This window comes from Rhizobium sp. R635 (assembly GCF_002211285.1).
Taxonomy (GTDB): Bacteria; Pseudomonadota; Alphaproteobacteria; order Rhizobiales; family Rhizobiaceae; genus Rhizobium.
Genome location: NZ_LOKX01000023.1, coordinates 344,495 through 363,210 on the forward strand (window position 1 = coordinate 344,495; position 18,716 = coordinate 363,210).

Consider the following 18,716-nt stretch of genomic DNA (forward strand, 5'->3'; position numbering starts at 1 on the left):
GAAGAGGGGGATCGCATGTTTCTGCTTCTTGCATTGCTGATCGGTGTCGTCTCGGGCCTTCGCACCATGACTGCGCCGGCCGCCGTTGCCTGGGGCGCGGCTCTCGGCTGGTTCGACGTGTCGCAGACGCCGCTTGCCTTCATGGGCTACCGCTGGACGCCGTGGATCTTCACGGTCCTCGCTGTGATCGAACTGATCGCCGACCAGTTGCCGTCAACGCCGTCGCGCAAGGTGCCGATGCAGTTCGCAGCCCGTATCGTCTCGGGCGCGCTCTCAGGCGCCGCGATCGGCGCGGCCAGCAGCCTGCTCTTCGGCGGGTTGGTCGCCGGCGTGATCGGCGCCGTGATCGGCACCTATGGCGGGGCGGCCGTCCGCGGCAGGCTTGCCGCCTCCTTCGGCAGGGATCTGCCGGCCGCCCTCATCGAGGATGCCGTCGCCGTCGTCGGCGCGGTGCTGATCGCGGGGGCCGTCGCATGAAAAGCTTCGACGCCATCGTCATCGGCGCCGGCCAGGCCGGCCCGTCGCTTGCCGCCCGAATGGTCGACAAGGGCATGAAAGTGGCGCTGATCGAGCGCAAGTTCCTCGGCGGCACCTGCGTCAATGCCGGCTGCATGCCGACGAAGACGCTGGTCGCCAGCGCCCGCGCCGCCCATGTCGCAAGAAGCGGCGCGGCCTACGGCGTCAAAATCCCCGGCGAGGTCGCCGTCGACATGAAGGTGGTGAGAGCTCGCGCCGAAACCGTGACGATGAATGCCCGCAACGGCCTGATCGGCTGGCTCGGCGGCATGGACGGCATGAGCGTGATCTACGGTCATGCCCGCTTCGAAGGCCCGAAGACCGTCAGCGTCAACGGGGAGACGCTGACCGCACCGCGCATCTTCCTCAATGTCGGCGCGCGGCCCGTCATCCCCGAACTGCCTGGTATCGACGATATCGATTACCTCACCAGCACCTCGATCATCGGGCTCGACACGCTGCCAAGGCATCTCGCCGTGATCGGCGGCAGCTATATCGGGCTGGAATTCGCGCAGATGTATCGCCGCTTCGGCGCCGAAGTGAGCGTCATCGAACACGGCCCGAAGCTCGCATCGCGCGAGGACGAGGACATATCGGACGCGATCGCCGAGATCCTGCGCGCCGAGGGTATCGATGTCCACACCGATGCCGGTAATATCGCGTTCGCTAGACATGGCGGCGGGGCGACCGTCACCGCCGGCTCCACGAAGATCGATGCGAGCCATGTGCTGATCGCCACCGGCCGCAAGCCGAACACCGACGATCTCGGCCTCGATGCCGCCGGTGTGGCTACGGATAAGCGCGGTTACATCACCGTCGACGACAGGCTCGCCACCAATGTCGAGGGCATCTTCGCGCTTGGCGACTGCAACGGCCACGGCGCCTTCACGCATACTTCCTACAATGATTTCGAGATTGCCGCCGCCAATCTGCTCGACGGCGATGACCGCAAGGTGTCGAGCCGCATCCTGGCCTATGCGCTCTATATCGATCCGCCGCTCGGCCGCGTCGGGATGACCGAGAAGCAGGCGCGCGCCTCGGGGCGCAAGATCCTGGTCTCGACGCGCCCGATGAGCCGCGTCGGCCGGGCCAACGAACGCGGCGAGACCAAGGGCTTCATGAAAGTGATCGCCGACGCCGAGACCAAGGAGATACTCGGCGCGGCAATCCTGGGCATCGAAGGCGACGAAGTGATCCACGGCTTGATCGATGCGATGAATGCGGGAACGACCTATCAGACGCTGCAATGGTCGGTGCCGATCCATCCCACCGTGTCGGAACTGATTCCGACGCTGCTTGGCGACCTGAAGCCGGTTCAGCCGTGACTTGACCTCGGGAAGAGCTGGAGGCGGGCGGGCATGTCTATCGAAGCGCTGATCGAGAACTACGGCCTGCTGGCTATATTCCTGGGCGCGGCCTTCGAAGGCGAGACGGCCGCCTTCCTCGGCGGCGTGGTCGCTCATCGCGAACTGCTCACCTATTGGTCGGCGTCGCTTGCGGCCACCGCAGGCTCCTTCGCCGGCGACCAGCTCTGGTTCTTCGCCGGCCGTTATGCCGCGCAATGGAGCGTCGTGCGCCGGCTGATGGAAAAGCCGGCGCTTGCTCGCGCAACCGGGCTTCTGGAGCAATATCCCACAGGTTTCATCCTGGCGTTTCGTTTTCTGGTGGGATTGCGGACGATCAGCCCTGTTGTCATCGGCACGACCCGGATACCGACCGGAAAATTCATCGCCCTGAATGCTGTAGCCGCGCTGGTCTGGGGGCAGCTTTTCACGGCGCTCGGTTATCTGTTCGGACACAGCATCCAGCAGACACTCGGCCACCTTCCCCTTCACCGTCACCTGCTGATCGCGGTCGGCGCCGCGGCTGTCGTCGCGGCCGCGGTCCTTGCCTTTCGCAAGATGAAACCGAGTGCCGGCCACTCATAAGAGCGCGGCGCCCTACTCCATGACGATCTGCAGCTTCACGTCGCTCGGCCGCGCCTCGACGGCGCGGTCGAACGCCTTGATCGAGTCCTCGAATTTGAAGGTCTCGGAGATCAACGGCTTCAGGTCGACGCGGCCCGATGCCAGCAGCGCGATCGAGCGCTCATACTGGTGCGCATAGCGGAACACCGTCTCGATGCGGATCTCCTTGGTGGTGGCCGTCGAAACATCGAAGCCGACCGGGTTGACCGGCAGGCCGACGGCAACGATGACGCCGCCAGGGCGCGGCAGCGCCATGATCGTCTCCCAGGCCTTCGGCGAGCCGGAGCATTCGAAGACGACATCGGCGCCCCAGCCATTGGTCAGCCGGCCGACCTCTTCGATCAGGTTCTTCTCACGGATGTTGACCGGAATGACGCCCTGATACTGCGCTGATATATCGAGCTTCGGCTGGGCGAGATCGGCAACGATCGCGCGGGCGCAGCCGCCGGCGAGCGCAGCAATCGCCACCATCGTGCCGATCGGCCCGGCGCCGAGGACGATGGCGGTATCGCCAGGCGCGATCTTCGCCTTGCTCGCCGCCTGCATGCCGACCGCGAAAGGCTCGACCATCGCGCCTTCGGCGAAGCTGACATTGTCGGGCAGCTTGAAGGTATAATTTGCCGGATGCACGACCTCGGGCGTCAGCACGCCATGGATCGGCGGCGTTGCCCAGAAGATGACGGCAGGATCGATATTGTACATGCCGAGCCGGCTCGCCTTGGAGTTCGGATCGGGAATACCGGGCTCCATGCAGACGCGGTCGCCGACCTTGAGATGAGTCACCCCAGGCCCGACCTCGACCACCGTCCCGGCCGCCTCGTGACCGAGTACCATCGGCGCGTTGACGACGAAGGGACCGATCTTGCCGTGGGTGTAATAATGGACGTCCGAACCGCAGACGCCCACGGTATGAATCCTGATCTTCACCTGCCCCGGCCCCGTTTCCAGAGGCAGATCGATATCGCGAAGAGCAAGCTCATGCTGGCGCTCCAGCACCAGCGCACGGACTTTGGTCATGATCGGTTTCCTTCCCTATGGCGCGCCGGATTCAGCGAGTGCCGCTGACGCGACTATAAGACCGTAGGGGGCGGCAATTCAATCACGCAATCAGGCTTTTGCTCAGCATTCGATGAAATGCCCATTTCCTATAATCCGAAAGATTCACGTTCCAAGACCTCTGTATGATTCCAGCCGAGGCCGACGGGGAGTACATTCTCATTCAGGTTCCCCGGGCAATGAGGACAGGCAAAGAAATGAAGCACGATAAAGACAAAGTCGGCAGAAACCGGCCTTTCGGATCGACGATATCAAGGCCATTCCGGGACCTCTGGCACTGGCTCGTGGAGCCGATCACCGCACTTCGGCAAGGCTGGCAGCCGAAGCCGGTGCGCGTTGTCGCAGAAACGACGGATCGAAATCATCCCCGGCAGCGTTATTAGCCATGCGCCGGCATGGCGTTTCGGAAGCATGACGGCTCCGGGCACCATGCGGATCGGCGAGATAAGGAAGACCATCATGAAGTCGATCGTGTCATTCTGCCTGTTCGCATCCCTTCTCTTCGCCGCAAGTGAGGCGTCTGCGGCCCTGGAGCAGGCATCGCTCCCGCCGCTGGAGCAGGAAGAAGAGCTGGTGCCCGCCAATCTCGAGCTTACCTTCACCGGCCCGGTCGATCTTGCCCGCTCGACGGCCGTCCTGCTGGATGCCCAGGGCTTGGCCCTTCCCACAGGCAAGCCGTTTCTCTCCGGCCCCGAAGGCTCCATCTTCAAGGTCCCGCTCGATCCCTCCATGGCCCCCGGCCTCTACACCCTCGACTGGCGCGTGCTCTCGATGGACGGCCATAGCGCCGAAGGCCAATATCAGTTCCGCGTCGATCCCTAGCGCGCCGGCCGTGACCGCATAAAAGCATTTATAAGATTTTTATATTGATGGCCGTTCGCCCGTCTCGAACCTTTATGCCCTTCGGCTCCATATTCATGTCCGAGAGATCGAAAAGATCATCTCCACGCCAGAAAGCATGAAAGGCGGCCCCTCCGGGACGGCGCCCTTTGTCTTGTCTGACTCCAAGAAAAACAACAGGAGTCACGATCATGATGGATATCATTCTACTCGGCACGGCGACCATATTCTTCGCGCTGTGCTTTGCCTACGTCAGAGCCTGCGACAGGCTTTAGTGGAGAAACGACGATGACCCTCGATTATGTCTTGAGCGGCGCAGTGACCGTGTTTCTCACCGTTTATCTCACCTACGCTCTCCTTCGCCCGGAGCGCTTCTGAAAAAACTCGCGCTTCCGAGGTCGCGCATGCGCGACCGGGAACCAACCGGGTATTGAAAGTTTAACTCCATGACCCTCAACGGATGGCTTCAGATCCTGCTTTTCTGCGGGATCGTCCTCGTGCTCGTCAAACCGCTCGGCGCCTATATGACGCGCGTCTTCAGCGGCGAGCGCACTCTTCTCTCACCAGTTCTCGTTCCGATCGAACGGGGACTTTACCGTCTTGCCGGCACCGGCGAACGGGAGGAGCAGCATTGGACCTCCTATGCTTTCGCCATGCTGGCCTTCAACCTGCTCGGCGTCATCGTGCTTTACGCGCTGCAGCGCCTCCAGGCGGGCCTTCCCTATAATCCGGCCGGGATGGCGGCCGTCCCGCCCGAGCTTTCGTTCAACACCGCCGTCAGCTTCGTCAGCAACACCAACTGGCAGAACTACGGCGGCGAAAGCACGATGTCCTATCTGACCCAGATGGCGGGCTTCACCGTCCAGAACTTCGTCTCGGCTGCAACAGGCATTGCCATCGCGCTCGCCTTCATCCGCGCCTTCGCGCGCTCTTCGGGCAAGGCCATCGGCAATTTCTGGGTCGATATGACGAGGGCGACCTTTTACGTGCTGCTGCCGATCTGCGTGGCGCTGACACTCGTCTATGTCTATCTCGGCGTGCCGCAGACGCTCGGACCCTATGTCAATGCGACGACGCTCGAAGGCGCGCAGCAGACGATCGCGGTCGGCCCCGTCGCCTCGCAGCTTGCCATCAAGATGCTCGGCACAAACGGCGGCGGCTTCTTCAACGCCAACTCCGCCCATCCTTTCGAAAACCCCGATGCGATCTCCAATCTCATCCAGATGGTCTCGATCTTCGCGATCGGCGCGGCTCTGACCAACGTCTTCGGCCGCATGGTCGGCAATCAGCGACAGGGCTGGGCGATCCTCGCTACGATGGGCATTCTCTTCATCGCAGGCGTCATCGTCACCTATTGGGCCGAAGCGGCCGGCAACCCGCTGATACATGCCTTCGGCTTGGCTGGCGGCAACATGGAAGGCAAGGAAGTCCGTTTCGGCGTCGCCCTGTCCTCGCTCTTTGCGGTCATCACCACGGCGGCTTCCTGCGGCGCGGTCAACGCCATGCACGGTTCGTTCACCGCTCTCGGCGGCCTGATCCCGCTCATCAACATGCAGCTCGGCGAAATCATCGTCGGCGGTGTCGGCGCGGGTTTCTACGGCATCCTGCTCTTCATCATCGTCGCCGTCTTCGTCGCCGGGCTGATGGTCGGCCGTACGCCGGAATATCTCGGCAAGAAGATCGAGGCGAAGGAGATGAAAATGGCCGTTCTCGCCATCCTCTGCCTGCCGCTCGCCATGCTCGTTTTCACCGCGATCGCCACGGTTTTGCCGAGCGCCGTCGCCTCGATCGGCACCGCCGGCCCGCACGGCTTCTCCGAGATCCTCTATGCCTATACCTCGGCTGCGGCCAATAACGGCTCGGCTTTCGGCGGCCTGACGGGCAATACGCCCTGGTACAACGTGACACTCGGTATCGGCATGCTCGCCGGCCGTTTCCTGGTCATCATCCCGGCCCTTGCCATCGCCGGCTCGCTGATCGCCAAGAAGGCGGTTCCGGCTTCGGCAGGCACCTTCCCGACGGACGGCCCGCTCTTCGTCGGCCTGCTCGTCGGCACGATCCTGATCGTCGGCGGCCTGACCTTCTTCCCGGCGCTGGCCCTCGGCCCCGTCGTCGAGCATCTGGTCATGATCGCCGGCCAGACCTTCTGAGGTGATGCCGTGACGCTCCGTCATAGGTTTCCATCACCATCCTCGTTTCAAAGCTGGAGTCTCTTATGAGCCAGGCAAAATCCGCGAGCATCATGGATTCTCGCATCCTCATTCCGGCCGTGAGCGCCGCTTTCAAGAAGCTCGACCCGCGCGCGCTTGCCAGAAACCCGGTCATGTTCGTGGTCGCCACAGTCTCGGTGCTGACCACCGTGCTCTTCCTGCGCGACCTCGTCGCCGGCAACGGCAATCTCGGCTTCTCCTTCCAGATCAATCTCTGGCTCTGGTTCACCGTGCTTTTCGCCAATTTCGCCGAAGCCGTCGCCGAAGGGCGCGGCAAGGCACAGGCGGATTCGCTGCGCAAGGCGCGCACCGAAACGCAGGCGAAGCTGCTGACCGCCAACAATGGCAGCGATTACCGCATGGTGCCGGGCACCTGCCTCAAGGTCGGCGACATCGTGCTCGTCGAGGCTGGCGATATCATCCCCTCGGACGGCGAAGTCATCGAAGGTGTGGCCTCCGTCAACGAAGCGGCGATCACGGGCGAATCCGCCCCCGTCATTCGTGAATCCGGCGGCGATCGCTCGGCGGTGACGGGCGGCACGCAGGTGCTCTCAGACTGGATCCGCGTGCGCATCACCGCCGCGGCCGGCTCCACCTTTCTCGACCGGATGATCTCGCTTGTCGAAGGCGCGGAACGCCAGAAGACGCCGAACGAGATCGCGCTCAACATTCTGCTTGCCGGCATGACGCTGATCTTCGTGCTTGCGACGGCGACGATCCCGAGCTTTGCCATCTATGCCGGCGGCTCGATCCCGATCATCGTGCTCGTCGCCCTGTTCGTCACCCTGATCCCGACGACGATCGGCGCGCTCCTGTCGGCGATCGGCATCGCCGGCATGGATCGCCTCGTCCGCTTCAACGTGCTCGCCATGTCCGGCCGCGCCGTGGAAGCCGCCGGCGATGTCGACACGCTGCTGCTCGATAAGACGGGCACGATCACCCTCGGCAATCGCCAGGCGACGGCCTTCCGCCCGGTTCGCGGCATTTCCGAACAGGATCTCGCCGATGCCGCCCAGCTCGCCTCGCTTGCCGACGAAACGCCGGAAGGCCGCTCCATCGTCGTGCTCGCCAAGGAGAAATACGCGATCCGCGGCCGCGACATGGCAAGCCTCAAGGCCACCTTCGTGCCCTTCACGGCCCAGAGCCGCATGAGCGGCGTCGATCTCGAAGGCGCCTCGATCCGCAAGGGGGCAGTCGACGCGGTACTGGCTCACGTCAACGGCGACGCGCCTTCGAAGAACGGCGGCGAGGTCGTGCGCGAGTTACAGTCGATATCTGACGAGGTCGCCAAATTGGGCGGCACGCCGCTCGCCGTCGCCCGCGACGGCAGGCTGCTCGGCATCATCCAGCTGAAGGACATCGTCAAGGGCGGCATCCGCGAACGCTTCACCGAACTACGCCGCATGGGCATCCGCACCGTGATGATCACGGGCGACAATCCGCTGACGGCCGCGGCCATCGCCGCAGAAGCCGGCGTCGACGATTTCCTCGCCCAGGCGACGCCGGAGATGAAGCTGGCGCTGATGCGCGAGGAACAGTCCAAGGGCAAGCTTGTCGCCATGTGCGGCGACGGCACCAACGACGCGCCCGCACTCGCCCAGGCCGATGTCGGCGTCGCCATGAACACCGGCACGGTCGCCGCCCGCGAGGCCGGCAACATGGTCGACCTCGACTCGGACCCGACAAAGCTCATCGAGATCGTCGAGATCGGCAAGCAGCTCCTGATGACGCGCGGCGCGCTGACGACTTTCTCGATCGCCAACGACATCGCCAAATATTTCGCCATCATCCCGGCGATGTTCCTGACCTTCTACCCGCAGCTCGGCGTGCTCAACATCATGGGGCTTTCGACGCCGCAGAGCGCCATCCTCTCGGCGATCATCTTCAACGCTTTGATCATCATCGCGCTGATCCCGCTGTCGCTGAAGGGTGTCCGCTACCGTCCGATCGGCGCCGGCGCGCTTCTGTCGCGCAACCTGCTGATCTACGGCCTCGGCGGCATCATCGTCCCCTTTATCGGCATCAAGGCGATCGACATGGCCGTCGCGGCGCTCGGCCTCGCCTGAATACGCAAGGAGCAGAACAATGTTTAGAGAATTTCGTCCCGCGGTCGTCATGATCGTTGCCACCACCGCCATAACAGGCCTGCTCTATCCCCTCGCCATGACGGGCGCGGCCCAAGCGCTCTTCCCCGCTCAGGCGAACGGCAGCCTGATCGAGAAGAACGGCCAGGTGATCGGCTCGACGCTGATCGGCCAGGCCTTCACCAGCGACAAATATTTCCACGGCCGGCCGTCGGCCGCCGGCGACGGCTACAATGCCGCCGCCTCCAGCGGCTCGAACCTCGGCCCGACCAGCCAGAAGCTGATCGACCGCGTCAAGGGCGACTATGAGGCCGCCAAAGCCACGAACCCGAATGCCGAGGTTCCGCCCGACCTCGTCACCGCTTCCGGCAGCGGCCTCGATCCGCATATTTCGCCCGAGGCCGCCTACTTCCAGGTGGCCCGCGTCGCCAAGGCGCGCAACATCGACGAGGCCAAGGTCAAGATGCTGGTCGACGGCGCCGTGCACGATCGCGAACTCGGCATATTGGGCGAACCCACCGTCAATGTTCTGGCGTTGAACCAGAGCCTTGATGCTTCTATGACTGAGTGAAGGTTGCGGGCTACAACCTCTCCCTCATTCCTGTGCTCGTCACAGGAATCCAGCCACGCGAAGTCCTTCGCGTGAAAAGAGTCTTCCGCGCCGCAGACGCGGCGCTGCTGGATCCCTGTGACGAGCACAGGGATGAGGGAAGGGGAGCAAGCCTCCCCGATAGGAAAGACCACACGTATGCCAGACGACAATCGCGACCAGGCCGGCAGGCCCTCGCCCGATGCGCTTCTTGAAAAAGCCCGGGCGGAAACACGCGGCCGTCTGAAGATCTTCCTCGGCGCCGCCCCCGGCGTCGGCAAGACCTACGAGATGCTGATCTCCGGCCGCGCCAAGATCGCCGACGGTCTCGATGTCGTCATCGGCGTCGTCGAGACCCACGGCCGCAAGGAGACCGAGGCGCTGCTGGCCGGCTTCGAGATCATTCCGCGCGTGAAGGTCGCCTATCGCGGCCAGACGCTCGAGGAAATGGATCTCGACGGCATCCTCGCCCGCCGGCCCGATCTCGTGCTGGTCGACGAACTCGCTCATACCAATGCCGAAGGCAGCCGCCACCCCAAGCGCTATCTCGACGTCAAGGAGCTGCTCGATCGCGGCATCGACGTCTATACGACGCTGAATATCCAGCATGTCGAGAGCCTCAACGACGTCGTCTCGCAGATCACCCGCATCCGCGTGCGCGAGACGGTGCCGGACTCGATCATCGACCTTGCCGACGATGTCGAGATCATCGACCTGACGCCGGACGATCTCATCAAGCGTCTGCATGACGGCAAGGTCTATATGCCCCGCACCGCCGAGCGGGCGCTGACCAACTATTTCACGCCCGGCAACCTGACGGCGCTGAGAGAACTGGCGCTGCGCAAAACCGCCCAGCGCGTCGACGACCAGTTGCTCACCCATATGCAGGCCCATGCTATCTCGGGCCCTTGGGCGGCGGGCGAGAGGGTGCTCGTCTCGGTCGACCATCACCCGCGTTCCGCTTCGCTGGTGCGCTACGCCTCCCGCATGGCGTCGCGGCTGCGCGCGCCCTGGGCCGCCGTCTATATCGAGACCAATCGCTCGATCAATCTGACGGAAACGGAGCGCGACAGTGTCGCCGCGACGCTGCGGCTTGCCGAACAGCTCGGCGGCGAGGCGATCACCATTCCGGGCCGCGAAGTCGCCGAGGAACTCGTCCGCCACGCCGCCGCCAACAACGTCACCCATATCGTCATCGGCGCCCCGAAGAAGCCGACATGGCGCGACTGGTGGAGCCGCTCGATCACCGACGAACTGATCCGCAAGACCGGCGAGATCAGCGTCCACGTCATATCGGGCAACGAAAAGGACGGGACCACCGCGCGCGGCGTCAGAGCCGCCGCCATCGCGCCGCAGATAGATTTCTGGGCCTATCTGCTGGCGACCGCCTATGTCGCCGTCGCGCTCGGCGTCAGCGTCGTGCTCGACCAGGTGCTCGACGTGCGCAACCTCGCGCTCGTCTTCCTGATGGCGGTGCTGACCTCCGCCGTCATCCATGGCCTGAGACCGGCGCTCTTCAGCTGCATCCTCAGCGCGCTGTCCTTCAACTTCTTCTTCCTGCCGCCGCGCTACACGCTGACGATCAGCGATCCGGAAAGCGTGCTCGCCCTCTTTTTCTTCCTCGGCGTCGCCATCATCGCCAGCAACCTGACCGCCACGGTACAGCGCCAGGCCGCAGCAGCCCGCCAGCGGGCGCGCACGACCGAGGATCTCTATCTCTTCTCGAAGAAGCTCGCCGGCACCGGCACGCTCGACGACGTGCTCTGGGCGACCGCCTTCCAGCTTGCCTCGATGCTGAAGGTCCGCGTCGTGCTGCTGCTGCCGGAGGAAGGCAGCATCGCCGTCAAGGCGGGCTATCCGCCCGACGATACGCTCGACGATGCCGATATCGCCGCCGCGCGCTGGGCCTGGGAGCACAATCACGCCGCCGGAAGCGGCGCCGACACCTTGCCCGGCGCCAAGCGGCTCTATGTACCGCTTAGAACCGGGCGCACCGCCGTCGGCGTCATCGGCCTCGACAGCGACCGACGCGACGGGCCGTTGCTGACGCCTGAACAGCAGCGCCTGCTCGACGCGCTGGCCGACCAGGCGGCCCTTGCCATCGAACGCGTCCAGCTCGTCGCCGATGTCGATCGGGCCAGGCTTGCGGCGGAAGCCGACCGGCTGCGCTCGGCCCTGCTCACCTCGATCTCGCATGACCTGAAGACGCCGCTTGCCGCCATCCTCGGTGCCGCCGGCACGCTGCGCGACTATTTCGTCTCCATGCCCGAGGAAGATCGCGCCGACCTACTCTCCACGGTCGTCGACGAATCGGAGCGGCTGAACCGCTTCATCGCCAACCTGCTCGACATGACCAAGATCGAATCCGGCGCGATGGAGCCGAACTCAGCGCTGCACTATGCCGGCGATATCGTCGGCAGTGCGCTGGCCCGCGCCGCCAAGATCCTCGAGCGTCACAAGACGCAGATGAATATCCCCGCCGACCTGCCGATGGTCCGCGTCGATCCCGTCCTGTTCGAGCAGGTGATCTTCAACCTGCTCGACAATGCCGCGAAATACGCGCCCGAGGGATCGGTGATCCAGATCGGCGGCTGGGCCGATGCCGACCAGGTCGTCGTGCAGATCTCGGACGAGGGCCCCGGCATCCCGCCGGCCGATCTCACCCGTGTCTTCGACACTTTCTACCGCGTGCGCAAGGGCGATCAGGTGCGCGCCGGCACCGGTCTCGGCCTTTCCATCTGCCGCGGCTTCATCGAGGCGATGGGCGGCACGATCGCCGCCGGCAACCGGACGGGCCGCCCGGGCGCCGTCTTCACCATCCGCCTGCCGAAACCCACCGACATTCCAATACTGGATGAACTCAAATGACCGGTTCAGCCGTCAAAATCCTCGTCGTCGACGACGAACCTCCGATCCGCAAGCTGCTTCGCGTCGGCCTGACCGCGCAAGGCTACGAGGTGCAGGAAGCGCCGAACGCCGCCGGCGCCCGCCAGTCGGTCGCCGACGACATGCCCGACCTCGTCGTGCTCGACCTCGGCCTGCCCGACAAGCCGGGCCATGACCTGCTGCAGGAATGGCGCGACGAGGGGCTCTCCATGCCCGTCGTCATCCTCTCCAGCCGCACCGACGAGGCCGGTATCGTCAAGGCGCTGGAGAGCGGCGCCGACGACTACGTCACCAAGCCCTTCGGCATCAACGAACTCGGCGCCCGCATCCGCGTGGCGCTGCGCCATCGCCTGCAGCAGCAAGGGGAAAAGGCGGTGTTTCAGACCGGCGGGCTGTCGATCGATCTCGTCAAGCGCATCGTCAGGATCGACGGCAAGGAAATAAAACTGTCGCCGAAGGAATACGACATCCTGCGCGTGCTCGCCCAGCATGCCGGCAAGGTGTTGACGCACCAGTTTCTTCTCAAGCAGATATGGGGACCGGCGGCCGACGTGCAGTATTTGCGCGTCTACATCAGGCAACTGCGGCAAAAGGTCGAGCAGATTCCGGACCAGCCGCACTATATCACCACCGAGACCGGCGTCGGCTACCGGCTCAGGGAACCGGATTGATCCCTTCCCTCCCGCTGCCCGTACAGTATCGAGCCCGAACAGCATCGAGCCCAACAGCATCGAGAATGACATGAACCTTCCCAATATCATCCGGCCGGAGCACACTTTCATCGGCGTGTCGGCGCCGACGAAATGGCGCGCGCTGCAAACCATAGCAGACAAGGCCGCCAAGGCTTTCTCCGTCGACGGACAGATCATCCTGAAGGCGCTCGAAGCGCGAGAGAAGCTCGGCTCCACCGGTATCGGCAACGGCATCGCCATCCCGCATGCGGCAATCGAGGGCATGACCAGCCCGCGCGGTCTTCTCATCCGCTTCACCCAGCCGCTGGATTTCGAGGCGATCGACGATATCCCGACCGACATCGCCTTCGTGCTGCTCTTCGGGGAGAACAACCGCGGCGAATATCTGAACGTGCTGTCCGCCATCGCGCGGCGGCTGCAATCGGACGGCGTGCTTGCCGCCATGCGCAAGGCAAGGACGGTCGACGAATTCTATTCCGATTTCATCGCCGATTCACGGGTATGAAAAAGGCGCGGCCCGAAGGCCGCGCCCACTCGTCTGCAACGATCTTAGAAATCGCGCTGGAAGCGCAGGAAGCCGAAGACTTCGTCGTCGCCTTCGTCCTCATCGTGATACTGCACGCTGAGCTTGGTCCTGAGGTCATCGACGATGCGGTAGTCGATCGTCACACCCGTCGTATAGGCGCTGCCACCGGTGAAGCCGTTACCGTCAGCCTCGAGCGCGATGTTTTCGAAGTACTGGAAGCCGGGGGTGACCGACCACTTTTCGTTGATCTTCAGGGCGTATTCCGCTGCGATCGTCCATTCGGACTCTTCGTAGTAGTAGTTGGCGCCGCTTGCCCATACGCCGGCGATGCCGAGCGTGCCCGGACCGATGTCGGCATAGACGATACCGCGGACGGCGACTTCGCTGGTGTCGGTGTCATAACCGGCAAGCAGGTAAGCGCTAATGGCGCCGGCCTTGTAGGAGACCTGGCCTGCGACACCGAAGTTATTCGGGCCTTCGCCCGGCTTGGTGGCGTAGTCGTCTTCCAGCTCGTCGATCGAGAGGCCGGCCGCGAAGGCACCATTCTCGTACTGATAACGGATCGAGTTGTGGGTCGTCTCGTTGCTGGCGAGCGTATCGGTCTCGCCGCTCATGTCGTCGTCCCACCAGCTGTACAGCTTACCGACGCGGAACCCGGCGATGTCGATGTAGCCTTCGTCAAGCAGCGCTTCCTGGTCGGAGGCGCTGTCGGCATTGTAACGCAGCGTGATGACGCCGGTGAGCGTGCCGTACTCGGTGTCGTTCTTGGCCTGGAAGGTGACCTGACCGCGAGTCCAGAAGTTTACGTCGGAATCGCCAGCGATATTGTCACCGAAGCGCACTTCGGTGCGGATGTAACCGCCGATCGAAAGGCATGTTTCCGTTCCCGGAATATAAAAATAGCCGGTCCCGTAGGCGTCGCAAACGCGAACATATTCCACGGGCTCGGGTTCCGCCGCCACGATGGCGTCGGCAGCGCGGGCTCCGGATGCCGCGGCAAGGGCGGCAACGGAAGCAAAAAGGATAGTCTTGATATTCATTTTTCAATGGCCTTTGACAGGTTTGGAATGCGAGGCGCATTTCAAGGATGCCCCCGCGTAGCGACCGGCTAATGACGGCCGCACCGGCGCCATATAGGAATGCGCAAGTGACATCGCGGCAAAATCCGGGCAAAAATCAGCGCCACCATGTCCTTTTCGTGGAGGAACTGTGGCCGAAAAAACACGGGGCTGGCGCGGACGGGCGAGAGGCAACAATTGGCCGCGGCCAACTCCGGCAAGCTCATTCCGAAATAGCCTTCTAAATGGAATGACATTCTAACCACCCGGCCGGAACCGGAAGAACCTTCGTTTCATTATACGACTGACTTGATAGAGTTAAGACAGAAAACAGGAGGGTTCCCATGCAGACACAAAGGCTCACCCGGTTCCTCGCGGCCGCGGTCATAGCAGGCAGCTTCGCGATCGGGAGCATTGCTCCTGCGTTCGCGGATCAGACGCTGCTCAACGTTTCCTATGATCCGACCCGCGAATTGTACAAGGATTTCAATGCTGCTTTTGCTGCCAAGTGGCAGAAGGACAATGGCGAAGCCGTCACGATCCAGGCCTCGCATGGCGGTTCCGGCGCCCAGGCGCGCTCCGTCATCGACGGCCTCGACGCTGATGTCGTCACACTTGCACTCGAAGGCGACATCGACGCCATCGCCAAGGCGACCGGCAAGATCCCGGCCGACTGGAAGAGCAAGCTCCCGAACAATTCGACGCCCTACACCTCGACGATCGTCTTCCTGGTCCGCAAGGGCAACCCGAAGGGCATCAAGGATTGGGGCGACCTGATCAAGGACGACGTGCAGGTCATCACCCCGAACCCGAAGACATCGGGCGGCGCCCGCTGGAACTTCCTGGCCGCCTGGGCATGGGCCAAGCAGGCGAATGGCGGTGACGACGCAAAGGCGCAGGACTATGTCGCCAAGCTGCTCCAGCACGTTCCCGTTCTCGACACCGGCGCGCGCGGCGCCACGACCACCTTCGTCCAGCGCGGCCTCGGCGACGTGCTGCTCGCCTGGGAAAACGAAGCCTATCTTTCGCTAGAGGAACTCGGTCCCGACCAGTTCGAGATCGTGACGCCGAGCTTCTCCATCCGTGCCGACCCGCCGGTCGCCGTGGTCGACGGCAACGTCGACAAGAAGGGCACGCGCAAGGTCGCCGAAGCCTATCTCAACTATCTCTATTCGGACGAAGGCCAGAAGATCGCCGCCAAGCACTATTACCGGCCGATCAAGCCGGAAGCTGCCGATCCGGCCGATATCGCCCGCTTTCCGAAGCTGACGCTCGCCACCATCGACGACTTCGGCGGCTGGAAGGAAGCCCAGCCGAAATTCTTCGGCGACGGCGGAGTATTTGACCAAATCTACAAGCCGGCACAATAATAGACTTCATGAAAGCACATAGCCCCATGCGGTGGCGGTTCAAGCGGCCGAGCGTCATTCCGGGTTTCGGAATGGCGCTCGGCCTTACCTTGACCTGGCTCACCCTTCTGATCCTCATCCCGCTCTCGGGCCTTGCCGTCCGGTCGAGCGCGCTCGGCTGGGAGAAATTCTGGTCGATCGCGGTCGATCCGCGCACGTTGAACGCGCTGCGCATCAGCTTCGGCAGCGCCTTCATCGCCGCGATCGTCAATGTCGTCTTCGGCATCATCCTCGCCTGGGTGCTGGTGCGTTACCGTTTCCCCGGCAAGCGCGTCATCGATGCCATGGTCGACCTGCCCTTCGCGCTGCCGACCGCCGTCGCCGGCATCGCGCTGACGACGCTCTACGCGCCGAACGGCTGGATCGGCCAGTTCCTGACGCCGCTCGGCATCAAGATCGCCTTCACGCCGGCCGGCATCGTCGTGGCGCTGATCTTCGTCGGCCTGCCCTTCGTGGTGCGCACCGTGCAGCCCGTGATGGAGGAAATCGACAAGGAAGTGGAAGAGGCCGCGGCAACGCTCGGCGCCAACCGCTTCCAGACGATTTTCCGCGTGCTGCTGCCGGGGCTGGCGCCGGCCGTGCTCACCGGCTTCGCGCTCGCCTTTGCCCGCGGCGTCGGCGAATACGGCTCGGTCATCTTCATTGCCGGCAACCTGCCGTTCAAATCGGAGATCGCACCGCTGCTGATCGTCATCAAACTCGAAGAGTATAACTACGCGGCAGCGACGGGCATCGCGGCGATCATGCTGATCATCTCGTTTGCGATGCTGCTCGTCATCAATCTCATCCAGAGCTGGAGCAGGCGGAGGTACGGCTATGGCGCTTGATACGACCGCTCAACCAGTCAAGCTGCGTTCGGTGACCACCGAAAACCGGATCGCGCGCTACAGCCTGATCATCCTCTCGCTCGTCTTCCTGCTGCTGATCCTGCTGCTGCCGCTGACCGCCGTTTTCGTCGAGGCCTTCCGCAAGGGCGCCGGCCCCTTCATCGAGGCGCTCGGCGATGTGGAAACCTTCTCGGCGATCCGTCTGACACTGATCGTCGCCGGCATCAGCGTGCCGCTCAATCTCGTCTTCGGGGTCGCCGCCGCCTGGGCGATCGCCAAATTCGAGTTCAAGGGCAAAGCGTTTCTGACGACGCTGATCGACCTGCCCTTCTCGGTTTCGCCTGTCATATCGGGCCTGGTCTTCGTGCTTCTGTTCGGCGCCAATACATGGCTCGGTCACTGGCTCAGCGCCAACGACATCAAGATCCTGTTCGCCGTACCGGGGCTGGTGCTCGCAACCATGTTCGTCACCTTCCCCTTCGTCGCCCGCGAACTGATCCCGCTGATGCAGGAACAGGGAACGGCGGACGAGGAGGCAGCCCTTTCGCTCGGCGCCAGCGGCTGGCAGACCTTCTGGTACGTGACGCTGCCGAACATCAAATGGGGCCTGCTCTATGGCGTGCTGCTCTGCAACGCCCGCGCCATGGGCGAATTCGGCGCCGTGTCGGTCGTCTCCGGCCACATCCGCGGCCAGACGAATACCATGCCGCTGCAGGTCGAAATTCTCTACAACGAGTATAATTTCACCGGCGCTTTTGCCGTCGCCACGCTTTTGGCCTTGCTCGCGCTGGTGACTCTTGTTTTGAAGACGCTGCTGGAAATGCGCTACAGCGCGGAAATCTCCGCCAGCCGGCGGCACTGAAGGATTTGGAATGGAAGTACGCGTTCAAAACATCCGCAAGGAATTCGATCGTTTTCCGGCGCTGCATGAGGTCTCGCTCAGCATCCGCTCCGGCGAGCTGATCGCACTGCTCGGCCCTTCGGGCTCCGGCAAGACGACATTGCTGCGTCTGATCGCCGGCCTGGAAAGCCCGACGGAGGGACAGATCTTCTTCGGCGACGAGGATGCCTCCAAGAAGACAGTGCAGCAGCGCAACATCGGTTTCGTCTTCCAGCATTATGCCCTCTTCCGTTATATGACGGTGCTCGACAACGTCTCCTTCGGCCTGAAGGTCAGAAAGGGCGCGCGGCGGCCTCCCAAGGCCGACATTCGCCGGCGGGCGCTGGAACTGCTCGAGCTCGTGCAGCTTTCCGGCCTGGAGAAGCGTTATCCCGCGCAGCTTTCCGGCGGCCAGCGCCAGCGCGTGGCGCTCGCCCGCGCCATGGCGGTCGAGCCGAATGTGCTGCTGCTCGACGAACCCTTCGGCGCGCTCGATGCCCAGGTGCGCAAGGACCTGCGCAAATGGCTGCGCGAGATCCACGACCGCACCGGTCATACAACCGTCTTCGTCACCCACGACCAGGATGAGGCGCTGGAGCTAGCCGACCGCGTCGTCGTCATGAGCCAGGGCGCGATCGAACAGGTCGGCACGCCTGACGAGGTCTACGACAACCCGAATTCTCCCTTCGTCTTTGGCTTTATCGGCCAGTCCAATTGCCTGCAGGTCGAGATATCGGATGGCGACATCCGCTTCGACGGCCGCTCGCTCGGTCTGAATGCCGCCGGCGAGCCGGATGGCGCAGCTCAGCTCTATTTCCGCCCGCATGACGTCAGGCTTTGCGAATCAGCTGAGAACTGTATTGCCGGCCATCCGGTTTCCAGCCGCCGCGTGGCGGGCACCCGCCATATCGAACTCGATATCGGCAATGACCGCCCGCATATCGAAATCGAGCTGCCGCCGAGCGAGGCCGATCGGCTCGACCGCAACCGGGTGGCGTTCAAACCAACCCGCTGGAAGCTGTTTCGCGGCTGATCAGGAGTGGGAAACAGGGGATTGTCGCCGGAATCGTATTCGGCGAGAGTCCTTCAGGCTTTTTGTGATCACAAGTTGTTTGTATTTGTATCATATGACGAGTAAAAGATTTTCACGTTAATCATAAAGGGCTGGACTAATCC

17 protein-coding genes are annotated in these 18,716 nt (G+C 63.2%); 15 read left to right on the plus strand and 2 right to left on the minus strand.

Annotated features, from left to right (window positions below; translation table 11 throughout):
• The first annotated feature begins 15 nt into the window (after positions 1 to 15).
• The 3 genes from ATY78_RS18320 to ATY78_RS18330 are packed head-to-tail and all read left to right on the plus strand — an operon-like array spanning position 16 to position 2,444.
• Entirely contained in the window at positions 16 to 477 is a 462-nt protein-coding gene (locus tag ATY78_RS18320) for a DUF4126 family protein (protein ID WP_088683720.1), read from the plus strand.
• Positions 474 to 1,841, plus strand: coding sequence for an FAD-containing oxidoreductase (locus ATY78_RS18325; RefSeq protein ID WP_088683721.1), 1,368 nt, complete (start codon positions 474 to 476; stop codon positions 1,839 to 1,841). The genes ATY78_RS18320 and ATY78_RS18325 overlap by 4 nt, the downstream gene beginning before the upstream one ends.
• Before the next feature lie 33 nt (positions 1,842 to 1,874).
• Positions 1,875 to 2,444, plus strand: a complete 570-nt coding sequence (locus ATY78_RS18330) for a DedA family protein (protein WP_088683722.1) — start codon at positions 1,875 to 1,877, stop codon at positions 2,442 to 2,444.
• A 12-nt stretch (positions 2,445 to 2,456) separates the two neighbouring features.
• Here the strand turns inward: ATY78_RS18330 and ATY78_RS18335 are convergent, their stop codons facing one another.
• On the minus strand, positions 2,457 to 3,500 hold the full coding sequence (locus tag ATY78_RS18335) for an NAD(P)-dependent alcohol dehydrogenase (protein WP_088683723.1): 1,044 nt from the start codon (positions 3,498 to 3,500) through the stop codon (positions 2,457 to 2,459).
• 498 nt (positions 3,501 to 3,998) lie between these two features.
• Here ATY78_RS18335 and ATY78_RS18345 point away from each other — a divergent pair, with 498 nt between their 5' ends.
• The 8 genes from ATY78_RS18345 (at position 3,999) to ATY78_RS18385 (ending at position 13,345) form a co-directional block, all read left to right on the plus strand.
• A complete protein-coding gene (locus ATY78_RS18345; RefSeq protein ID WP_088683794.1) occupies positions 3,999 to 4,361 on the plus strand; it encodes a copper resistance protein CopC in 363 nt (120 codons plus the stop codon).
• Positions 4,362 to 4,667: 306 nt separating this feature from the next.
• Entirely contained in the window at positions 4,668 to 4,757 is a 90-nt protein-coding gene (locus ATY78_RS18355) for a K(+)-transporting ATPase subunit F (RefSeq protein WP_003547774.1), read from the plus strand.
• Positions 4,758 to 4,825: 68 nt separating this feature from the next.
• The gene (kdpA, locus tag ATY78_RS18360; protein ID WP_088683726.1) at positions 4,826 to 6,529 is read left to right on the plus strand and encodes a potassium-transporting ATPase subunit KdpA; all 1,704 of its coding nucleotides are present in this window, start codon (positions 4,826 to 4,828) and stop codon (positions 6,527 to 6,529) included.
• A gap of 65 nt (positions 6,530 to 6,594) precedes the next feature.
• Positions 6,595 to 8,655, plus strand: coding sequence for a potassium-transporting ATPase subunit KdpB (gene kdpB, locus ATY78_RS18365; RefSeq protein WP_088683727.1), 2,061 nt, complete (start codon positions 6,595 to 6,597; stop codon positions 8,653 to 8,655).
• Positions 8,656 to 8,674: 19 nt separating this feature from the next.
• Positions 8,675 to 9,244, plus strand: coding sequence for a potassium-transporting ATPase subunit KdpC (kdpC, locus tag ATY78_RS18370; protein WP_088683728.1), 570 nt, complete (start codon positions 8,675 to 8,677; stop codon positions 9,242 to 9,244).
• 177 nt (positions 9,245 to 9,421) lie between these two features.
• Entirely contained in the window at positions 9,422 to 12,130 is a 2,709-nt protein-coding gene (locus ATY78_RS18375; RefSeq protein ID WP_088683729.1) for a sensor histidine kinase KdpD, read from the plus strand.
• Positions 12,127 to 12,819, plus strand: a complete 693-nt coding sequence (locus ATY78_RS18380; protein ID WP_088683730.1) for a response regulator transcription factor — start codon at positions 12,127 to 12,129, stop codon at positions 12,817 to 12,819. The genes ATY78_RS18375 and ATY78_RS18380 overlap by 4 nt, the downstream gene beginning before the upstream one ends.
• Before the next feature lie 70 nt (positions 12,820 to 12,889).
• Positions 12,890 to 13,345 (plus strand): PTS sugar transporter subunit IIA, encoded by a 456-nt coding sequence (locus tag ATY78_RS18385; RefSeq protein ID WP_088683731.1) that lies wholly within the window; start codon positions 12,890 to 12,892, stop codon positions 13,343 to 13,345.
• Between the two features lie 44 nt (positions 13,346 to 13,389).
• On the opposite strand, the gene ATY78_RS18390 is transcribed toward ATY78_RS18385, so the two are convergent.
• On the minus strand, positions 13,390 to 14,406 hold the full coding sequence (locus ATY78_RS18390; RefSeq protein WP_088683732.1) for a porin: 1,017 nt from the start codon (positions 14,404 to 14,406) through the stop codon (positions 13,390 to 13,392).
• Positions 14,407 to 14,768: 362 nt separating this feature from the next.
• Here ATY78_RS18390 and ATY78_RS18395 point away from each other — a divergent pair, with 362 nt between their 5' ends.
• From ATY78_RS18395 to ATY78_RS18410, 4 genes are read left to right on the plus strand one after another with little or no spacing between them, the layout of a single operon-like run.
• Positions 14,769 to 15,794, plus strand: coding sequence for a sulfate ABC transporter substrate-binding protein (locus ATY78_RS18395; protein WP_088683733.1), 1,026 nt, complete (start codon positions 14,769 to 14,771; stop codon positions 15,792 to 15,794).
• Between the two features lie 8 nt (positions 15,795 to 15,802).
• Positions 15,803 to 16,660, plus strand: coding sequence for a sulfate ABC transporter permease subunit CysT (cysT, locus tag ATY78_RS18400; protein ID WP_088683734.1), 858 nt, complete (start codon positions 15,803 to 15,805; stop codon positions 16,658 to 16,660).
• Positions 16,650 to 17,522, plus strand: a complete 873-nt coding sequence (gene cysW / locus ATY78_RS18405) for a sulfate ABC transporter permease subunit CysW (protein WP_088683735.1) — start codon at positions 16,650 to 16,652, stop codon at positions 17,520 to 17,522. Before cysT ends, cysW begins: the two co-directional genes overlap by 11 nt.
• Before the next feature lie 10 nt (positions 17,523 to 17,532).
• A complete protein-coding gene (locus ATY78_RS18410) occupies positions 17,533 to 18,573 on the plus strand; it encodes a sulfate/molybdate ABC transporter ATP-binding protein (RefSeq protein WP_088683736.1) in 1,041 nt (346 codons plus the stop codon).
• The last annotated feature ends 143 nt before the right edge of the window (positions 18,574 to 18,716 follow it).